This is a genomic window from Streptomyces sp. NPDC006207, from assembly GCF_040613835.1.
Taxonomy (GTDB): Bacteria; Actinomycetota; Actinomycetes; order Streptomycetales; family Streptomycetaceae; genus Actinacidiphila.
Window position 1 is genome coordinate 42160 of the sequence record NZ_JBEXSX010000050.1, and the last position, 17666, is coordinate 59825.

Here is a 17666-nt window from a genome sequence, read left to right on the forward strand (position 1 = left end):
AGCGATGATGCCTGCCCCGTGGGCGTCCGCGGGTGCGGCCCGGCCGTCGTTCACCCGGTTGCCACCGGGCCGGCCGCCACTCAGGGGGTGCGGCTCCGTGATCCCGGACCGTTCCGCGTATTGACGCGAACGCATCAACTCGATAGGTCTACACCAGATGTATTTGGTACAGACCAACTGCGCGTTCCCCCCACGGGAGGCCCGGATGCGAAGAACTCTGGCCCTGGTCACGGCGCTCGTCGGAGCGCTCGTCCTGCTCCTCGCCCCGCCCGCCGCCGCAGCGGCGCCGAGCGCGGCCTTCGTCAAGACGTCCACCTGGGAGACCGGATACCAGGGGCAGTACACGATCACCAACGGCGGCACCACCACGCTCAGCGGATGGACCGTCGAGTTCGACCTGCCGTCGGGGACGAGCGTCGGCTCGTACTGGGACACCTTGATGACCCAGAGCGGCAGCCACTACACCTTCAAGAACCGCGACTACAACGGCACCCTCGCGCCCGGCGCGACCGCCGCCTTCGGCTGGGTCTCCTCGGGCACCGGGGCGCCTGCGAACTGCAAGCTCAACGGCGGGTCCTGCACGGGCACCGGCGGCGGACCGGACACCACCGCGCCCAGCGTCCCCGGCGGGGTGAGCGTCGGCTCGGCCACCTCCTCCTCCCTCACCGTCCGCTGGACGGCCTCCACCGACAACTCCGGCAGTGTCGCCGGCTACGAGGTCTCCCGGGACGGCGGCGCGCCCGTCGCCGTGACCGGCACCTCGTACACCGCCGGCGGGTTGCAGGCGAGCACCGCCTACTCCTTCCGGGTCCGCGCCAAGGACGCGGCGGGCAACACCTCGGCGTACAGCACCGCCGTGAGCGGCACGACCACCTCCGGCGGCACCAACCCGCCCCCGGGCGGCGTGCGTACCGCGCCGTACGTCGACATGGGCGCCTGGCCGACGCCCAGCCTCACCACGCTGTCCTCGGCGAGCGGCCTGAAGAGCTTCACGATGGCCTTCATCACCGCCTCGTCCTGTAAGGCGATGTGGTTCAACGCCTATGACCCGCGCGACGCCTGGAACAAGGACCAGATCGACGCGATCCGCGCGGCCGGCGGTGACGTCAAGATCTCCTTCGGTGGTGCCAGCGGCATCGAACTCGCGCAGGCCTGCGGCTCCGTCGACGCGTTGTACGCCGAGTACAACGCGGTGGTCAACGCCTACGGCCTGACGTACGCCGACTTCGACATCGAGGGCGCCGCCACCGCCGACCCGGCGTCCGTCGCCCGCCGCTCCCAGGCACTGGCCCGACTCCAGCAGGCCCATCCGGGGCTGCGGATCTCGCTCACCCTGCCCGTCCTGCCGGAGGGGCTCACGGCGGACGGTCTGGGCGTCGTGCGCTCGGCCCGGGACGCCGGGGTGAACCTCGACGTCGTCAACATCATGGCGATGGACTACTACCGCAGCGCCGACTACGGCGACGCGGCGATCCAGGCGGCCAACAGCACCTTCACCCAGCTCAAGTCGCTCTACCCCGGCAAGTCCGACGCCCAGCTGTGGGCGATGGTGGGCGTCACGCCGATGCTCGGGCAGAACGACGACGGCCGGATCTACGACCAGGCCGACGCCCGCCAGTTGGTGAGCTTCGCCCAGGGCAGGCACCTGGGCCTGCTCGCCTTCTGGGAGACGACCCGGGACCGCAACGCCTGCACCGGCGCGCTCTACATGTGCACCAACATCCCGCAGTCCCCTTACGAGTTCTCGCAGATCTTCGCGGGCTACACGGGCTAGCACCCCTCGGGACCGCCCTCACGGGCCGCCGTCGTGTGGAGAACACGGTGGCGGCCCGCTGCTTTCCGGCCGATGTGGAGACGATGTGTCGATCCGTGAAGGCGCTTTCACGGAGGCCCCGGCTCCGCTGAGTCCATTCACCCGGACGCCCAGCTCACCGCAAGTGCGACACAACGGATAGTACACACTGTGAACAACCGGTGACCGAAAGTCGCGGAACGATGTGACGGGCGGGCGTTCGATGCACAAGACTCCTCGACGTCCGATAACCGGATCAATTGCCGAAGGAGTGTTCGCTATGCGGTTCAGTGCGGTGGGGACCTGCCTGGCCCTGGTGGCGGCGGTGTGTTCGGCGGGGGTCGCGGCCGGCTCGGCGGAAGCCCGGCCGGCCGGGGCGACGAGCCTGTACGCGCCGTCCGCGCTCGTCCTGTCCGTGGGGAAGGGGGAGGACCCCGCGACGGCGACGATACAGCGCGCGGTCGTGCTGCGGTGCAAGCCCACCCCGTACGGGGACCACCCGGACCCGGTGGCCGCCTGCGCGGAGCTCACCGCGGTCCACGGGGACTTCGCGGCGATGACGGCCGACGCCGGGGGCGTGACCTGCACCCGGGTGTGGGACCCGGTCGTGGTCACCGCCGACGGGGTCTGGGAAGGCCGGCGCGTCACCTTCGCGCAGACCTTCGGCAACCCGTGCATGCTGCGCGGCAGCGACACGGCCGGCGTCTTCGCCTTCTGACGCCGATGCCGTGAACCAAGGCCACGGGGTTCACCGTGGGGGAGAGCCCTGTGAGGGGGCGGCCGACTCGTGGGACGGGGTCGGCCGCCCCTGTTTTCGCGTGTTCCCCGTCGTGGCGGGGCGTCAGGTCGTCTTGATCTGGCCGCCGTCGATGGTGAACTCGGCGCCCGTGACGTTGCCCGCGACGGGCGAGGCGAGGAAGGCGACCAGGGCGGCGACCTCCTCGGGCTCGGTGATGCGCCCGGTGGAGATGCCCATGGTGCGCGGCACGACCTCGTCCAGGGCCTCCTGGGCGCTGGTCCCGGCCGCCGCGGCCGTCTGGTCGGCGAAGGCCCCGGGAGCGGTCCAGAAGGGCGTGCGGACGGGGCCGGGGGCGACCGCGTTGACGCGGACGCCCCGCGGGGCGAACTCCTCGGACAGTGACTTCGTCAGGTTCGCCAGCGCGGCCTTGGCGGCCGAGTAGTCCACGACCATGGGGAAGGGGAGGCGTGCGTTGACGGACGTGATGTTCACGATCGCGCCGCCGCCCGCCGCCAGCATGTGGGGGAGCGCGGCGCGGGTGGTGCGGACCGCGCTGAAGAAGGAGATCTCGAAGACGCGCCGCCACTCCGCGTCGTCCACCTCGAGGAAGCCGTTGCGGGACGTCCCGGAGCCCACGTTGTTGACCAGGACGTCGACGGCTCCGTAGCGTTCGGCGGCCTGCCGTACGAGTTCGGCGGGGCCGTCCGGGGTGGAGAGGTCGACGGCCACGGGGGTCACGTCGTAGGCGTCCTGGAGGGCTCGCGCCTGCGGGGTGATGCTGCGGCTGCCCGCGACGACGCGCACGCCCTCACGCGCGAGCGTCTGTGCCACCGTCAGGCCGATGCCCCGGCCGGCTCCGGTGACCACCGCGACCTTGCCCTGAAGCTGCAGTTCCATGGGGACCCCTTCGGGATGGGCGCATGCGTATCGAGCCTGGGGGAGGGGAGGCGGGCCCGCCATCGGAGCGCCGCCGGGCGGGGGCAGGTGTGAGGGGGGCAGATACGTGTCCTCACGCCCCGTCGGCCCGTCGGCGCGTCGCAGCCGTGTGCATCGCGGTGGCAGGTATCAGCCGTGCACGACAGGGGACTTGACGGGGCATTGGTCTAGTCCTACCGTCATCCGTCAATCGCAGTGTTCACGGGTGCATCCATGGTTCACCCATGTGAACATGCCGTCTCCTGGGAAGGCGTCCCCCCATGTCCCACAGGTCACAAGGTCTCCTCACCAAGGGCGTCTTCGCCCTCGTCGCGGCGCTGGTCGCCGCCCTCCTGACCGCGTTGCCCGGCAGTGGTCGCGCCGACGCCGCGCCCGCTGCCTTCAGCCACCCCGGCGTCCTGGTCAGCCGAGCCCAACTCGACTTCGCACGCAGCAAGGTGCAGGCCGGAGCGCAGCCCTGGAAGGGCGCTTACGACCAGATGATGGCGTCGGCGTACGCCTCGCAGTCGCGCACCCCCAAGCCGCGCGCAGTCGTCGAGTGCGGCTCCTACTCCAACCCCAACTACGGCTGCACCGACGAGCGCGAGGACGCGATCGCCGCCTACACCAACGCACTGGCCTGGTACGTCACCCGTGACGCCAAGTACGCCCAGAAGGCGATCCAGCTGATGGACGCCTGGTCGGCCACCATCACCGACCACACCAACAGCAACGCCCCGCTGCAGACCGGCTGGGCGGGCTCGGTGTGGCCGCGCGCGGCGGAGATCATCCGCTACACGTACACCAGCTGGCCGAACGTGAACCGCTTCGCCACCATGCTGCGCAACGTCTACCTCCCCGAGGTCATCAACGGCTCCAAGAGCAACGGCAACTGGGAGCTCAGCATGATGGAGGCCGCCGTCGGCATCTCCGTCTTCCTCGACGACCGCACCTCGTACGACAAGGCCGTGACCCGCTACCTCAACCGGGTCGCCGCGTACGTCTACCTGGACACCGACGGCGCACTGCCCAGGACCGTGCCCGGCAGCGGGCTCGACACCCGCGACGAGATCGTCGGCTACTGGCAGGGCCAGTCCACCTTCGTGACCGGTCTCACCCAGGAGACCTGCCGCGACTTCACGCACACCGGCTACGGCATCTCGTCGATCTCGCACGTCGCGGAGACCAGCCGCATCCAGGGCGAGGACCTCTACCCGCAGGTCGGCGAACGGCTCCGGCAGGCGCTGGGCTTCCAGTCCAAGTACCAGAGGGGGGAGGCCGTGCCGTCCTGGCTGTGCGGCGGCCACCTCAACCTGGGGCTCGGGCCGGTTACCGAGGTCGGCTACAACGCGATCCACAACCGGCTCGGCTACGCCATGACCAACACCCAGGCGCTCACCGAGTCCCAGCGCCCGGCCGGCAGCAACAACCTCTTCGTCGCCTGGGAGACCCTGACCCACGGCGATAACCTCTCCTGACCAGGCAGAGGTGACCGGCGGCGGAGGGACCAGGCCATGCCCGTACGTGTCGAGCGCAGCGGACCCGTCTCCACGGTGGTGCTCTCGCGCCCCGAGGCGCGCAACGCCGTCGACGGCCCGACGGCGCGCGAGCTGGCCGACGCCTTCCGCGAGTTCGACGCCGACCCCGGCGCCTCGGTCGCCGTACTGTGGGGCGAGGGCGGCACCTTCTGTGCGGGTGCCGACCTCAAGGCCATCGGCACCCCGCGCGGCAACGAGGTGACCGGCGTGACCGAGGGGGGCGGCGGGGACGGGCCCATGGGGCCCACCCGCCTGCGGCTGGGCAAGCCGGTCATCGCGGCGATCTCGGGTCACGCGGTGGCCGGCGGCCTGGAACTGGCCCTCTGGTGCGACCTGCGGGTCGCCGAGGAGGACGCCGTGCTCGGGGTGTTCTGCCGGCGCTGGGGCGTGCCCCTGATCGACGGCGGGACGGTACGGCTGCCGCGGCTGATCGGCACCTCCCGCGCTATGGACCTGATCCTGACGGGGCGTCCGGTCGCCGCGGCCGAGGCGTACGCCATGGGCCTGGTCAACCGGGTGGCCCCGGTCGGCGGGGCACGCGCCGCCGCCGAGGGGCTCGCCGCGGAGATCGCGGCCTTCCCGCAGACCTGCGTACGGCACGACCGGCTCGCGGTGCTGGAGGCCGAGGGGCTGGAGGAAACGGCCGCGCTCGAGGTCGAGTTGCGGCACGGCCGGGTGTCCCTCGCGGAAGCGGGGGAGGGCGCGGCGCGTTTCTCGGCGGGGGCCGGGAGGCACGGTGCGTTCGAGGTGAGCTGACCGGCGCGGAGCGTCCGACGGGGGCCGATCCGCGCCGGTCGTCCGGCTGACCTGCGCCCATCGCGTGTCCGCCGTGTGTGGTTCGGCCGGTTCCCGTGTGTGGACCACGGACGCGCTCTGGACATCCGTATGTCATGGGCACTTAAATCTGGCACCGCCTCACCTCCGCACCCGGGCCCGCCCAACCGTGGCCGGACGCAGATGCGGGGACCGCGCACGCCCCCCACCAGAGGAGCACGATGCAGCCCAGCACCAGACGTGCCGCGACCGCCATATCCGCGGCGCTCGCCGCGACCGCCGTCACGGCCGCCCTCCTGACGCCCTCCGCGGCGTCCGCGTCCGGACGGGACCTCCCCTCCCGGGCCACCGGCGTCGCCCGCGCCGACGCCGCCGTCATGGCCAACGCCGGCCGGCTCTCCCTCACGTCCGCGCAGGGCCGTACCGTCCGCGACGTCGTCACCGACACGGACGGCGCCCAGCACGTCCGCTACGACCGGACGTACCGCGGACTGCCGGTCCTCGGCGGCGACCTCGTCGTGCACCTCGCCCCGGGCGGTGCCTACGAGGGCGCCGAGCGTGCCACCCGCTCCGACCTCGCCGTCCCGAGCACCACCCCCGCAGTCAAGGCCGCGACCGCCGCCGACAAGGGCCTGGCCGCGCTCCGTTCCGCCCACCGCGGGACTACCTTCCGTCAGGCCAAGGCCAAGCCGCAGCTCGTCGTCGACGCGCTGCACGGCACACCACGCCTGGCCTGGCGCACCACGGCCGTAGGCCTCGACAGCCTGGGCAACCCCGCCGCCCGCGTCGTCCTCACCGACGCCCGCACCGGCGCCCGCATCGACGCCTGGGACGCCCTGGAGACCGCCGCCGGGGACGGCAAGTCCCTGTACGGCGGCACCGTGTCCCTGGAGACCACCCTCAGCGGCAGCACCTACCAGCTGAAGGACCCCACCCGCGGCAACACCTACACCGGCGACGCGCAGAACAAGACCGACCTGTGCATCTTCGGCATCTGCTTCTCCCGGGCCCCCGCGGTCCTCTTCACCGACGCCGACAACCACTGGGGCACCGGCACCACCGCCGACCGCGCGACGGCCGCCGTCGACGCCCAGTACGGCACCGACGAGACCTGGGACTACTACAAGACCGTCCACGGCCGCAGCGGCATCGCCGGCGACGGCAAGGGCTCGTACAACCGCGTCCACTATGGCAACAACTACAACAACGCCTTCTGGGACGACAGCTGCTTCTGCATGACCTACGGCGACGGTGACGGCACCACCTTCGGGCCACTGGTCGCCCTCGACGTCGCCGGGCACGAGATGTCCCACGGGGTCACCTCGCGCACCGCGGGCCTCACCTACTCCGGGGAGTCCGGTGGCCTCAACGAGGCCACTTCGGACATCTTCGGCACGCTGGTCGAGTGGTACGCGGGCAACGCCTCCGACACCGGCGACTACCTCATCGGCGAACGCATCGTGAAGCCCGGCTTCGGCAAGGCAGCGCTGCGCTTCATGGACAAGCCCTCCAGGGACGGCAGTTCCGCCGACTGCTGGAGCTCGGGCGTCGGCAACCTCGACGTCCACTATTCCTCCGGCGTCGCCAACCACTTCGCCTACCTGCTGGCCGAAGGCAGCGGCGCCAGGACGATCAACGGCGTCAGCTACGACAGCCCCACCTGCAACGGCTCCACGGTGGGCGGCATCGGCCGCGACAAGCTCGGCAAGATCTGGTACCGCGCCCTCACGGTGTACATGACCTCCGGCACCAACTACGCGGGCGCCCGTACCGCCGCCCTCAAGGCCGCCACCGACCTCTACGGCGCGTCGAGCGCCGAGTACACCGCCGTGGCTGCCGCCTGGTCCGCCGTGAACGTCAACTGACGCCGACGCCGGCACCGACGCCGGGACCGCACCACCGGCCCCGCGGGACCGACCACTGCCAGGTCGGCCCCGCGGGGCCCTGCCACACTGGCACCCGTGACCACCACTGACGCCGCGACGGCGATACACGCGCACGTAGCGGCCTTCAACGCCCGAGACCTGGACGCGCTCCTCGCCGGCTTCACCGACGACGCCGTGTGGATCACCGGTACCACCACGGTGCGCGGCCGCGCCGCGCTGACCGGTCTCTTCGACGAGGCGATGCGCGGGCTGCTCCCCACGCTGGAGGTGCACGACCTCATCGCCGCGGACGACCGTGCGGCCTGCCAGATGACCGAGACCCTCACCTACCGCGGCGAGCGCCGCACCTGCCCCATCGCCGCCTTCTACGAGCTCCGCGAGGGGGCGGATCGCCTCGGCGAAGGTCTACCGCGAAGGCAGCGCGGACGTCGCCTGAGCGGCGACGTCAGGCGGATCCGCTCGCCGTCCACGGCCGGAGCTTGTCCGGGTTGCGGACCGCCCAGATGCGGGTGACGCGGCCGCCGGTGACGCCGAACGCCGCCACGGTGACGGTGACCCCGGCGTGCTGGGCCACCAGGCCCGGCCGGCCATTGACCGTCCGCTCCAGGAGCGTCAGCCCCGGCGACTTCGCCGCGATGTGGACCAGGTACCGGGCGATGCGCTCTCCGCCTTCGACCGGGCGCAGGACGGTGCCGACCTGCCCGCCGCCGTCCGCGACCATCGTGGCATCGGGGTCGAGGAGGCCGACGAGGGCCTTGATGTCCCCGGCCTCCCAGGCCTCCTTGAAGTGCCGCACCACACCGGCCTGTCCGGCAGCCGGCACCGCCGGGTCCCGCGCGTCGCGCACACGCCGGCGGGCCGAGTACGCCAACTGCCGGCAGGCCGCCGGTGTCCGGCCGACGATCCCGGCGACCTCCGGGAAGGGGAACCGGAAGACGTCGTGCAGGACGAACGCCACGCGTTCGGCCGGCGTCATCGCCTCCAGCACGACCAGGAAGGCCATGGTCACCGACTCGTCCAGGGTGACCCGGTCGGCGGGGTCGGCCGACTCCGCCCCGCCCCCGACGGTGGGCCCGCCGGTCCACTCCGCACGGTCGGGCAGCGGCTCGGGTATCCAGGAGCCGACGTAGCGCTCGCGCCGGACGCGGGCCGAGCCGAGCAGGTCCAGGCAGACGCGACTGGCCACCGTCGTCAGCCAGGCGCCGGGCGACTCGATGGCCTCCTGCTGCTGCCGCGACATCGCGTACCAGCGGGCGTAGGTCTCCTGCACGGCGTCCTCGGCCTCGGCCAGCGAACCGAGCAGCCGGTAGGCGAGGTTGATGAGATGGCGCCGCTCGCCGACGACCGCGCTCAGGTCCGGCTCCGACCGGTCGTGCCCTGACTGGAATGGGGTGCTGCTCATCCTCGCGACCGCTCCCTGTTCGTCCCGTCCGCTTCCGCTTCCGCCACTTCGACGGGACACCGCCCCCGTTCGTCAGGCCGGTGCCCCGCCTGACAGTTCACGGGCCCAGGTCGTCGGACTGACGGGACAGTACCGATCCGCACCCGTGCGACAGAAGAGGGACCGCGTCATGGCCACACGGACAACGGCAGAACACCGCAGCCCCACGTTCCTCCAGGTCGCGGTCGTCCTGCAGACCTCGGCGATCTTCTTCCAGGCGGTCACCGCCGGAGTGCTGCTCTCCTCGTCCCACGGCGAGGTGCTGCACGGTGTGGGAGCACGCGTGATGTACGGCGCCTCGATGCTGTACGTGCTCGCCGCGATCCTCGCGTGGCGGCCGGGCGGCGGATCGCCCCGCCCCATCCTGTACGCCTCCGGCTTCCTCGTCCTCGCCTCGGCACAGGTGGTGCTGGGCATCGCCCACATACCGTCGCTCCATGTCCCCCTGGGCGTGCTGATGTTCGGCCTGAGCGTGCTGGCGCTGGGCCACGTGCTGTACGCGCGCCGGTCCTAGCCGGCCCGCAGTCACGGCCGGCCGGCGGACGTCACCAAGGCGAGGGCCGCGGCGCACAGATCACGCTCCCAGCCAGGCGGGAGCGCGGGGAGGAGCCACTCGCTGTACACGGCAGCGGTCTCGAGGAAGTGGGTCTCCTCCGGGGTGTCCGCCGCGGCCGCGTAGAGCCCGCACGCCACCTCGACCGCGGTCAGCTCACCCCGGACGAGCGCCCGCGCACGGTCGAGGAGCACCCGCCGGCCGGCGGTCTGCTCGTCCGGCACCGGGATGCCCAGCTGGCTCAGGGCCCGGTGGTACAGCTCACGGATCCCGGCCGCGTCGTCGCGGCGCGACAGCCCGGCGAGCTCCCTCAGTGCCGGCGAATCGTCACCGTCCACGAGCGTGTGGGCCGCCAGCATGGGCAGGTCCTCGACGGGCACGATCCCCGCGACGTACTGCCATGCGCTGTTCCTCAAACGTTCGCCCATGCGGGCATCTTGCGACGGGGCGGAACGCCGGGGCCAGGCATTTTTCCCCGGCGGCGGTCCGCCGGGTCGGGCCCTCCCCGGATTCCGTCGTGGAGCGTGACATAGAGTGCGGTCGTTGGGCTCGGCGGGAGTGTCAAGGTGGAGGCCGCAATGAAGTGCCCCGACATGTCGCGTGGTGGGCGCCTGGCCGCCCATGGTGCCGTCTCCACCTCCCTGGCCCTGCGCAGTGACCGTGCCCTGCGCGAGCTCGTCGACACCGCCGTACCGCTCGGGTCCGGCATCGGGGGTAAGGCGGCCCTGCTGGAGGTCGCCGGAACCTCGGTCTTCGTGAAACGGGTGCCCCTCACCGATCTGGAGAGGCAACCCGAGCACGTCCGGTCCACGGCGAATTTGTTCGAGACGCCCGTCTTCTGCCAGTACGGCGTCGGCACCATCGGCGGGCCGGGCTTCGGGGCCTGGCGCGAGCTCGCCGTGCACACCATGACGACCAACTGGGTGCTCGCGGGGGAACACGAGGGCTTCCCCCTGATGTACCACTGGCGGGTGCTGCCGGACTCGACGCCCCTGCCCGAAGAACTGGCCGACATCGAAAGGGCCGTCGCCTACTGGGGCGGCGGACCGCAGGTGCGCCGCCGGATCGAGGCGCTCCAGCAGTCCTCGGCGAGCGTCGCGCTCTTCCTGGAGTACATCCCGCAGAACCTGCACCAGTGGCTGGGCACCCAGGTCGAAGCGGGGGACGAGACCGCCGACCGGGCCTGCGCCATGGTGGAGGGGGAACTGGAGGCCGGCATCGCGTTCATGAACGGCCACGGGCTCCTGCACTTCGACGCGCACTTCGAGAACATCCTGACCGACGGCCGGCGGCTGTACTTCGCGGACTACGGCCTCGCCCTGTCCTCCGGGTTCGAACTGTCGCAGGAGGAAGCCGACTTCTTCGACCGGCATCAGGCCTACGACCGCTGTTACACCGCCACATACCTGGTGAACTGGCTGGTCACCGCACTGTACGGATTCCGGAGGGAGGACCGGGAAGGCCGTTACGCGCTGGTGCGCGCCTACGCGGAGGGCAAACGCCCCACGGGAATCCCGGAGGTGGCCACGGCGATCCTCGCCCGGCACGCGCCGGTCGCCGCGGTGATCTCCGACTTCAACCTCTCCTTCCAGCGTCAGAGCAGGCAGACCCCGTTCCCGCTCGACGAGATCCGCCGGCTCGGCGCGATGGACGGCTCCCTCCTTCGCTGACGGACCTCGGGGCGGTCTCACGGCCGACGACGCGCAGCACGTGTCAACGACGCCGCTCGTAGGCGTTCGGTGAGGTCTCCACCATCACGGGGCCATGCCTCGCGCACCCGGCGCAGGCGCTTGACGTGCTCATCGGACCAGCCGTCGGCCAGCCGTGAGGACGTCGGACCAGCGGTCCAGGTCGTCCGGATCGAGGCACACTTCCAGGCGCCCCTGCGCGAACCCGCTCGTCACGGTGATCTCCGCGTCAAGGACGTCGTGCGAGGGCAGCACGCCGGGCATGTGCCGCCCCAGCACCCGGACGAGGCGACGGCCCTCCCCGTCGGTCAGCGAGATGAGGTCCACCGCCCGGTCTCCGGCCATGGGTCAGAGGTCGAGCAGATGGATACGGCGGCGGGAGGAGGTCGATGTGCCGAGGGTGATCGCGGGGCGGGTGCGTGTTGGGGTGCCGGGGACGGCGCGCTCCAGGTGGACGCGGCCGCCGAGTTCGACCAGCCCGTCCGGTGCGGGGGCGGTGAGGATCTGGGAGCCGCGGCCCTGGGCGATGTTCAGGGAGCGGTCGAGACGGTCGGTGAGCAGCAGCGCCGCCGAGCCGGTGGCCTCGACCTCGTCGACGCCGTCGCCGCGGCCCGGGAAGCCGCGGGCGCGGACGCGTCCGGCGGCCTCGTCCTCCCAGGCCCAGGCGTAGACCCATTCGCCGGGTGGCGGTACGGGCAGGGCGTCCACTTCCTCGGGCGAGTCGTACTGCCGCAGGGTGCGGTGCGGGGCCCAGGCGGGGCTGGCCTCCAGCCAGGTGAACTCGCCGTCGAGACGCACGCCCACGACCCCCGCCGGGGTGATCAGTTCGGGGGCGTCCAGCAGCCAGGCGGTGCCCATGCAGGGGGAGCCGGCGAAGGGCAGCCGTCCGTCCGCCGAGCGGATGTCGATGATGCCCCGCTCGGGGTCGTCCACGAACACGGTCTCGGCGAAGCCCGATCGCCGGGCGAACGTGACGCGGTCCTGCTCGTCGGTGACGGTGCTTCCGTCCCGCACCACGGCCAACCGGTCGCCGTGGTCGCCGTCGGGTCCGCAGAAGACCCGCACTATGTCGTAGCCGGTCATGGCTGCAGCCTGCCTCATGACTGCGTGATGGGGGAGAGGGCCACCGAGGTGCCCAGCGTGGCGTTCTGAAGCGTGGTAATGCGCTCGATGAGGATGCCCACCAGTACGGCCGCGGCGATCATGAATGCCTCCGCGAGCGCGACCAGCGGAATCGAGGCCGGATCGATGTGACCCGCGGTCAGGAGCGCCAGCGCGTGTCCGAGCCAGGCCACCCACCAGAGGTTCACGACCGTCTTGTCGCGCGTCTCCTGCCACGAGACCGAACTCGCGCGCCCGATGTCCAGGAGCACCTGACGCGGGACGAAGAAGTTGACCAGCGGGACGAACCACACGCCGATGGTCCAGCCGCGGGACGGGAGGGACGCCTGGGGGGTCAGCGCCTGCGCGTTGTGCCGCGCCCGTGCGAGCCAGACGAGGAACAGGACGATCGCGAGCATCATGGCGTAGAGGAAGACCATGGAGACCATGCCGGAGGTGTGCAGGGTCTGCTGCGTGGGACGGAGGAAGTAGTCCCGGAGCGCCACCGCCCGGAACACGTCCAGGATCGCGGCCGCGGCTATCGCCGCCTGCGCGCAGCGGGCGGGCAACAGAGGGGATTTGGGGGGCTTGCTGGACATCGTGGATGGCCTGTCTCGGGTCGTGCGCGGCTCCGGTGGACACGGGAGCGGAGTGATCATAGGGGTTGAGGGCCGCACATGTGTACGGGTTGCGGGCCCTCATCCGCGGGGCTGTACGTCCCCCACCACGTGGGCGAGCGTGCCGGCCGGGACGGCGCGTTCGTCGGGGGGCATGCCCGGGTGGTGTCCCGCCGGAACGGGCCGGCCCGCGGGCGCGGAGTCGGCGAGCGAGAGGCGCGAGACGATGCGGTAGCGGTCGCCGCGGTAGAGGGAGTGCACGTACTCCACGGGGCGGCCGGCGGCGTCACTGGTGAGGCGGTCGAAGAGGAGCGCGGGGGAGAGCACCGGCACGTGCAGCAGCCGGGCCTCCTCCTCGTTGGCGACGGTGGGTTCGATGGACTGGACGGCCTCGTGCACGTGGACGCCGTGCCGCTCGCGCAGGTACGCGTAGAAGTCCCCGGACTCCATGTCGGCGGCGCGCAGCCCCGGCACCAGGTCGGCCGGTACGTGCAGGTACTCCACGGCCATCGGCTCGCCGTCGACGAGGCGGAGGCGGGCGATGTAGACGATCTCGGCCGCCGGCGACACGCGGAGCTTGCGGCCGACGCGGGCGCCGGCCCGTACCGTGGCGAACTCCAGGACGCGGCTGAGCCAGTGGCCGGAGGCCTGCGGCAGGCTGAAGGCGTTCTCCCCCTGGGCGAGTTCCTGGGTGATCTTCGCGGGGGCGACGAACATGCCGCTCCCGTGGCGCCGGACGAGCAGGCCGGTGGTGACCAGCTCGTCGACGGCCGAGCGCACGGTGGGGCGGGAGACGTCGAGCCGCTCGCACAGGGCGCGCTCCGAGGGGATCGGGGTGCCCGGTGCCTGGGACTCGACGAGTTCCAGGAGGTGGTCGCGGACCCGTTCCCGTTTCAGCGGTGACCGCGGTGCCTCACCCGTCATGCGCCCCGCCCTTCTCCGTGGCCGTGCAGTGCCGTGCAGCGCCGTGCAATGCCGTGTGCCCGAGGCTAGCCAGTTGCTGACCAGTTCTCCAGCCTTCCGTCATCGCTTGGGTTGTGGGGGTCCCGAATTCCCTTCCCGTTACGGGACTTGACCCCTCATCTGGTCTATGCCACCTTCCCTTACCAGTGGAAGACCAGTTGCCAAGTGGTAAGCCCTCCCCCACGCGCTCCACCCGACTGGAAGGGGTCCCCATGTCAGGACCGTTCCGCACCACCGCCCGGGTCCGCACCGCCGTGGCCGCCTGCGCGACGGCGGGTCTCGCCTGCGCCGGGCTCGTCGCGCTGCCCGCGTCCGCCGCGGCGGCCACGCTCACCGCGCAGTACCGGACGAGCGCGTCCGGGGCCACCGCGGACCAGACCGAGCCCTGGCTCGAGATCACCAACCGGGGCACCTCGTCCGTCCCGCTCGGCGAGGTGACCCTGCGCTACTACTTCAAGGCCGACAGCCCCACCACCGCGTACCGCTTCGCGTGCTCCTGGGCGGTCAAGGGGTGCGCCAACATCACCGGTACCTTCGGCACCCTCGCCAACCCCACCGCCACCGCTGACCGTTACCTGGAGATCGGCTTCACCTCCGGCGCGGGATCGCTCGCCCCCGGGCAGAACACCGGCGACATGCAACTGCGCTTCTACCGCGCGGACTGGCAGCGCCTGACCCAGTCCGACGACTACTCGTTCAACGGCTCCCAGACGTCGTACGCGGACTGGGACAAGGTCACCGTGCAGCGCGGCGGCTCGGTCGTCTGGGGCACCGCGCCCGCCGGTAACGACCCCACCACGCCGCCCACGGATCCGCCGACCACGCCGCCCACCGACCCCAACGCACCCGCGCTCTTCGACGACTTCAGCTACACCTCGAGCAGCGACCCCGCGCTGCAGAGCCACGGCTGGACCGTGAAGTCGGGCCAGGGCGGCCCCGGCGTACCGGGCGCCACCTGGTCCCCGCAGGACGTCACCTTCGTGGCGGGCACCGGGAGCAACAAGGTCATGAACCTGCGCCTCACCACCGACGGCACCGCCGCCGGCACCAAGGAGAGCGAGATCCAGACCAGCGCCCGCAAGTTCCGCAACGGCACCTACGCCGCCCGGGTGCGCTTCGACGACACCCCGACCGGCGGCCCCGACGGGGACCACGTCGTGCAGACCTTCTTCGCCTTCACGCCGCTCAACGCCCCGATGGACCCGAACTACAGCGAGCAGGACTTCGAGTACCTGCCCAACGGCGGCTGGGGCGAGCCGAGCAACATCATGTACACGACGTCCTGGGAGACCTACAACCCGGACCCGTGGAACGCCGTCAACACCCACTCGGAGAACCGCCGGAGCTACGACGGCTGGCACGACCTGCAGTTCACCATCGACAACAACGCCATCACCTACTACATCGACGGCCAGGTCTTCGGCACCCACGGCGAGCCCTACCTGCCCGAGACCGGCCAGTGGATCGACTTCAACCACTGGCTCATCGACCTCGCCGGCCAGACGGGCAGCACCTCGCGCTCCTACGACCAGCAGGTGGACTACGTCTACTTCGTCAAGGACCAGGTGCTGACCCCGGCCCAGGTCGCCGCCAAGGTGGCCGCCTACCGCACCGCGGGCACCGTCTTCACCGACACCGTCCCTGGCAGCTGACCGGGCCCCGTGCCGCCGCCCACCGCCACAGGGGCGCGGTGGGCGGCGGCACGGACCCGCCCCTACGGAAGCGACCGGCAGTACAATGCGTCCGGCGTGCGGGAGGAACCGAAGCGGCCGGTGTAGGCGATGCCCGCCGCGTACTCGCCGTCCGGGCACTGGCCCTTGTAGCTGCCGTACGCGAAGTCCCCGCCGGCACCCGACGCGGGACGGTCGTCGCCCCGGTCGAACCACACGGTGCGCCCGCCGCCGCCCAGGGCCGTGCCCGCGGTGGCGCACAGCGCGCTGGAGACGGCGGCGCCGCGGACGGCGTAGCCGACGAGGAACGAACCGGGCGGGCACTGCAGCTTGGTGTAGCCCGACGCCCAGTCCCCGCCCGACGGGACGTACCGCTCGTCCGTGACGACCTGGTACGCGCCCGAGGACGCCCACAGGTCCCCGGCGCCGGTGTCGGTGCACAGACCGCGGTTGCCGGTGTGGGCCAGCCCGATCAGACGCTGCCCGTCCGGGCACGCCGCCTTGCGTGCGCCGGGGTCCCAGTCGGGACGGGCCCGCATGCGCAGGCTCTGCACGAAGTCGCCGTGGTCCGGGCTGAGCATCGACCAGCGGGCGACGGGGGCCACGTACCCGGTGCGGCCGGGGCTGCCGACGAGCCGGGACCAGGCGCCGGCCCGCCAGTCGTCGCCGTCGTACGGGCCCATCCGGTGACCGGCGGCGTCCCAGTGCAGGAGCGCCCAGCCGTTGCCGTGGCGGTTCTCGTGCCAGCCCACGAGCGGCCAGTAGGCGAAGTCGGTGTCGGTCTGGATCAGGAAGTCGGTGAAGTTCGCGAACCACGCGCGGGACTTCTCGTTGGTCTCGTCCCGGCCGCCGACGCCGAACTCGCTGATCCACAGCGGTGCCGTGTAATGCCGGCCGGTGTCCGACGACACGTAGAAGGCCTGCCGGCGCAGTTCCGCGAACAGCTCGTCGCGCCCGAGGTCGCTGTAGCGCGGGTCGTGGGTCTCGCCGATGCCGGTGGCGCCGCTGTGGCGGGGGCCGGTGTAGCCGTAGAAGTGCGCGGAGTACACCAGCTTCCCGGACCGGACGAGGGTGTGGGACAGCCGCTGCACGGGTTCGAGGGTGGGGCGGTCGTGGGGGAGGCCGTCGACGGGCAAGCCCGTCCAGTTGATGCCCTCGACGATGACCAGCAGGTCGGGGTTGGCCTCCTGGAGGATGCGGTCGCCCAGGTGCTGCGAGGCGGCGAACCAGTCGTGGTCGTCCCCGAGGCCCCAGTTGGGGTCGTCCCAGACCGAACGGCGCACCTCGTTGTACAGGTCGGCGCCGACGACGCGCTTGTTGTCGCGGTAGCGGCGGACCATGGACAGCCAGTCGTCCTCCCAGGCGGCGGTGGACTGCGAGGCGTTCCAGCGCTCGTTGCCGTCCACGCCGCAGCACCAGCGCGTGGTGTTGGTGTGGTTGTTGAGGATGACGGCGAAGCCCGCGTCCGTCAGGGCGGTGACCACGGCGTCGTACACCTGCAGTGGTGTCCTGCCGCGCAGCTGGGGGTTGGCCGCGACGGCCGCGTCGGTGACGGGGACGGTGTCGTGGATCATCTCGCCGGAGAACGGCAGCCTGACGCTGTTGATGCCGAGTTCGGCGAAGCCGGAGAGGATCTCGGCGATCGGCGCCCGGTCGAGGCCCAGCGGCATGCGGCCGGAGTCCTCGCCGGCGTGGTGGTTCGCGGGGTCGGCCGGATCTCCCGAGCCGTTCCAGGTGCCGCTGGCGCCGTGCCAGTTGCCGGACGTGAGCTTGAAGCGGTTGCCTTCGGCGTCGACGATGTAACGTCCGCGGGTGCTGAGCGGCGGGGTCCAGGACGCGGCGAGTGCGGTGGACCGCGCCGCGGGGGCGGCGGGGGCCGAGGGTTCCGGGTCCCGCGCGAGCGCGGTCGTGGGGGTGAGCAGGCCGATGAGGGTGACGAGCGCGGCGGCCACGGCCGTGAGGGGCCGGCGCGGTAACGTCGCGGCCACG

General features: G+C 71.7%; 17 protein-coding genes. 9 read left to right on the forward strand and 8 right to left on the reverse strand.

All coding sequences use genetic code 11. From position 1 onward, the window contains the following. Positions 1-205: 205 nt before the first annotated feature. Positions 206-1774, forward strand: coding sequence for a cellulose binding domain-containing protein (locus ABZ312_RS31860; RefSeq protein WP_500439263.1), 1569 nt, complete (start codon positions 206-208; stop codon positions 1772-1774). 298 nt (positions 1775-2072) lie between these two features. Continuing rightward, positions 2073-2510, forward strand: a complete 438-nt coding sequence (locus ABZ312_RS31865; protein ID WP_500324059.1) for a subtilase-type protease inhibitor — start codon at positions 2073-2075, stop codon at positions 2508-2510. 123 nt (positions 2511-2633) lie between these two features. On the opposite strand, the gene ABZ312_RS31870 is transcribed toward ABZ312_RS31865, so the two are convergent. Continuing rightward, the gene (locus ABZ312_RS31870; RefSeq protein WP_500439264.1) at positions 2634-3428 is read right to left on the reverse strand and encodes an SDR family NAD(P)-dependent oxidoreductase; all 795 of its coding nucleotides are present in this window, start codon (positions 3426-3428) and stop codon (positions 2634-2636) included. A 299-nt stretch (positions 3429-3727) separates the two neighbouring features. Here ABZ312_RS31870 and ABZ312_RS31875 point away from each other — a divergent pair, with 299 nt between their 5' ends. The 4 genes from ABZ312_RS31875 (at position 3728) to ABZ312_RS31890 (ending at position 8157) form a co-directional block, all read left to right on the forward strand. Next, the gene (locus tag ABZ312_RS31875) at positions 3728-4924 is read left to right on the forward strand and encodes an alginate lyase family protein (protein ID WP_500324061.1); all 1197 of its coding nucleotides are present in this window, start codon (positions 3728-3730) and stop codon (positions 4922-4924) included. Positions 4925-4960: 36 nt separating this feature from the next. After that, on the forward strand, positions 4961-5740 hold the full coding sequence (locus ABZ312_RS31880; protein WP_500324062.1) for a crotonase/enoyl-CoA hydratase family protein: 780 nt from the start codon (positions 4961-4963) through the stop codon (positions 5738-5740). A gap of 239 nt (positions 5741-5979) precedes the next feature. Beyond that, positions 5980-7623, forward strand: coding sequence for a M4 family metallopeptidase (locus ABZ312_RS31885; protein WP_500324063.1), 1644 nt, complete (start codon positions 5980-5982; stop codon positions 7621-7623). Positions 7624-7719: 96 nt separating this feature from the next. After that, a complete protein-coding gene (locus tag ABZ312_RS31890; protein WP_500439265.1) occupies positions 7720-8157 on the forward strand; it encodes a nuclear transport factor 2 family protein in 438 nt (145 codons plus the stop codon). Here ABZ312_RS31890 and sigJ read toward each other — a convergent pair. Beyond that, on the reverse strand, positions 8090-9046 hold the full coding sequence (gene sigJ / locus ABZ312_RS31895; RefSeq protein WP_500324065.1) for an RNA polymerase sigma factor SigJ: 957 nt from the start codon (positions 9044-9046) through the stop codon (positions 8090-8092). The two genes, ABZ312_RS31890 and sigJ, sit on opposite strands and share 68 nt — an antisense overlap. Positions 9047-9215: 169 nt before the next feature. On the opposite strand from sigJ, the gene ABZ312_RS31900 reads away from it, so the two are divergent. Next, entirely contained in the window at positions 9216-9599 is a 384-nt protein-coding gene (locus ABZ312_RS31900; protein ID WP_500324066.1) for a hypothetical protein, read from the forward strand. Positions 9600-9610: 11 nt separating this feature from the next. Here ABZ312_RS31900 and ABZ312_RS31905 read toward each other — a convergent pair whose 3' ends face one another. Next, positions 9611-10066 (reverse strand): hypothetical protein, encoded by a 456-nt coding sequence (locus ABZ312_RS31905; protein WP_500324067.1) that lies wholly within the window; start codon positions 10064-10066, stop codon positions 9611-9613. A gap of 150 nt (positions 10067-10216) precedes the next feature. On the opposite strand from ABZ312_RS31905, the gene ABZ312_RS31910 reads away from it, so the two are divergent. After that, positions 10217-11308 (forward strand): protein kinase family protein, encoded by a 1092-nt coding sequence (locus ABZ312_RS31910; protein WP_500439266.1) that lies wholly within the window; start codon positions 10217-10219, stop codon positions 11306-11308. Positions 11309-11437: 129 nt separating this feature from the next. On the opposite strand, the gene ABZ312_RS31915 is transcribed toward ABZ312_RS31910, so the two are convergent. The 4 genes from ABZ312_RS31915 to ABZ312_RS31930 form a co-directional block, all read right to left on the reverse strand. After that, the gene (locus ABZ312_RS31915; protein WP_500439267.1) at positions 11438-11671 is read right to left on the reverse strand and encodes a DUF5959 family protein; all 234 of its coding nucleotides are present in this window, start codon (positions 11669-11671) and stop codon (positions 11438-11440) included. A gap of 3 nt (positions 11672-11674) precedes the next feature. Next, positions 11675-12409, reverse strand: coding sequence for a PhzF family phenazine biosynthesis protein (locus tag ABZ312_RS31920; protein ID WP_500439268.1), 735 nt, complete (start codon positions 12407-12409; stop codon positions 11675-11677). A gap of 14 nt (positions 12410-12423) precedes the next feature. After that, positions 12424-13026, reverse strand: a complete 603-nt coding sequence (locus ABZ312_RS31925) for a DUF4328 domain-containing protein (RefSeq protein ID WP_500324071.1) — start codon at positions 13024-13026, stop codon at positions 12424-12426. 99 nt (positions 13027-13125) lie between these two features. Next, entirely contained in the window at positions 13126-13968 is an 843-nt protein-coding gene (locus tag ABZ312_RS31930) for a GntR family transcriptional regulator (RefSeq protein WP_500324072.1), read from the reverse strand. Between the two features lie 251 nt (positions 13969-14219). On the opposite strand from ABZ312_RS31930, the gene ABZ312_RS31935 reads away from it, so the two are divergent. Then, positions 14220-15659 carry a cellulose binding domain-containing protein gene (locus ABZ312_RS31935; RefSeq protein WP_500324073.1) on the forward strand — a complete coding sequence of 480 codons (1440 nt, stop codon included), beginning with the start codon at positions 14220-14222 and terminating at the stop codon, positions 15657-15659. Between the two features lie 62 nt (positions 15660-15721). On the opposite strand, the gene ABZ312_RS31940 is transcribed toward ABZ312_RS31935, so the two are convergent. Beyond that, positions 15722-17665, reverse strand: coding sequence for a glycoside hydrolase family 5 protein (locus tag ABZ312_RS31940; protein ID WP_500324074.1), 1944 nt, complete (start codon positions 17663-17665; stop codon positions 15722-15724). Position 17666 lies beyond the last annotated feature (1 nt).

What these genes read in the sequence shown, in the direction of transcription:
- ABZ312_RS31860 (WP_500439263.1), top strand. Translation starts at nt 206, where the DNA reads ATGCGAAGAACTCTGGCCCTGGTCACGGCGCTCGTCGGAGCGCTCGTC.
- ABZ312_RS31865 (WP_500324059.1), top strand. Translation starts at nt 2,073, where the DNA reads ATGCGGTTCAGTGCGGTGGGGACCTGCCTGGCCCTGGTGGCGGCGGTG.
- ABZ312_RS31870 (WP_500439264.1), bottom strand. Translation starts at nt 3,428, where the DNA reads ATGGAACTGCAGCTTCAGGGCAAGGTCGCGGTGGTCACCGGAGCCGGC.
- ABZ312_RS31875 (WP_500324061.1), top strand. Translation starts at nt 3,728, where the DNA reads ATGTCCCACAGGTCACAAGGTCTCCTCACCAAGGGCGTCTTCGCCCTC.
- ABZ312_RS31880 (WP_500324062.1), top strand. Translation starts at nt 4,961, where the DNA reads ATGCCCGTACGTGTCGAGCGCAGCGGACCCGTCTCCACGGTGGTGCTC.
- ABZ312_RS31885 (WP_500324063.1), top strand. Translation starts at nt 5,980, where the DNA reads ATGCAGCCCAGCACCAGACGTGCCGCGACCGCCATATCCGCGGCGCTC.
- sigJ (WP_500324065.1), bottom strand. Translation starts at nt 9,046, where the DNA reads ATGAGCAGCACCCCATTCCAGTCAGGGCACGACCGGTCGGAGCCGGAC.
- ABZ312_RS31900 (WP_500324066.1), top strand. Translation starts at nt 9,216, where the DNA reads ATGGCCACACGGACAACGGCAGAACACCGCAGCCCCACGTTCCTCCAG.
- ABZ312_RS31905 (WP_500324067.1), bottom strand. Translation starts at nt 10,066, where the DNA reads ATGGGCGAACGTTTGAGGAACAGCGCATGGCAGTACGTCGCGGGGATC.
- ABZ312_RS31910 (WP_500439266.1), top strand. Translation starts at nt 10,217, where the DNA reads ATGAAGTGCCCCGACATGTCGCGTGGTGGGCGCCTGGCCGCCCATGGT.
- ABZ312_RS31915 (WP_500439267.1), bottom strand. Translation starts at nt 11,671, where the DNA reads ATGGCCGGAGACCGGGCGGTGGACCTCATCTCGCTGACCGACGGGGAG.
- ABZ312_RS31920 (WP_500439268.1), bottom strand. Translation starts at nt 12,409, where the DNA reads ATGACCGGCTACGACATAGTGCGGGTCTTCTGCGGACCCGACGGCGAC.
- ABZ312_RS31925 (WP_500324071.1), bottom strand. Translation starts at nt 13,026, where the DNA reads ATGTCCAGCAAGCCCCCCAAATCCCCTCTGTTGCCCGCCCGCTGCGCG.
- ABZ312_RS31930 (WP_500324072.1), bottom strand. Translation starts at nt 13,968, where the DNA reads ATGACGGGTGAGGCACCGCGGTCACCGCTGAAACGGGAACGGGTCCGC.
- ABZ312_RS31935 (WP_500324073.1), top strand. Translation starts at nt 14,220, where the DNA reads ATGTCAGGACCGTTCCGCACCACCGCCCGGGTCCGCACCGCCGTGGCC.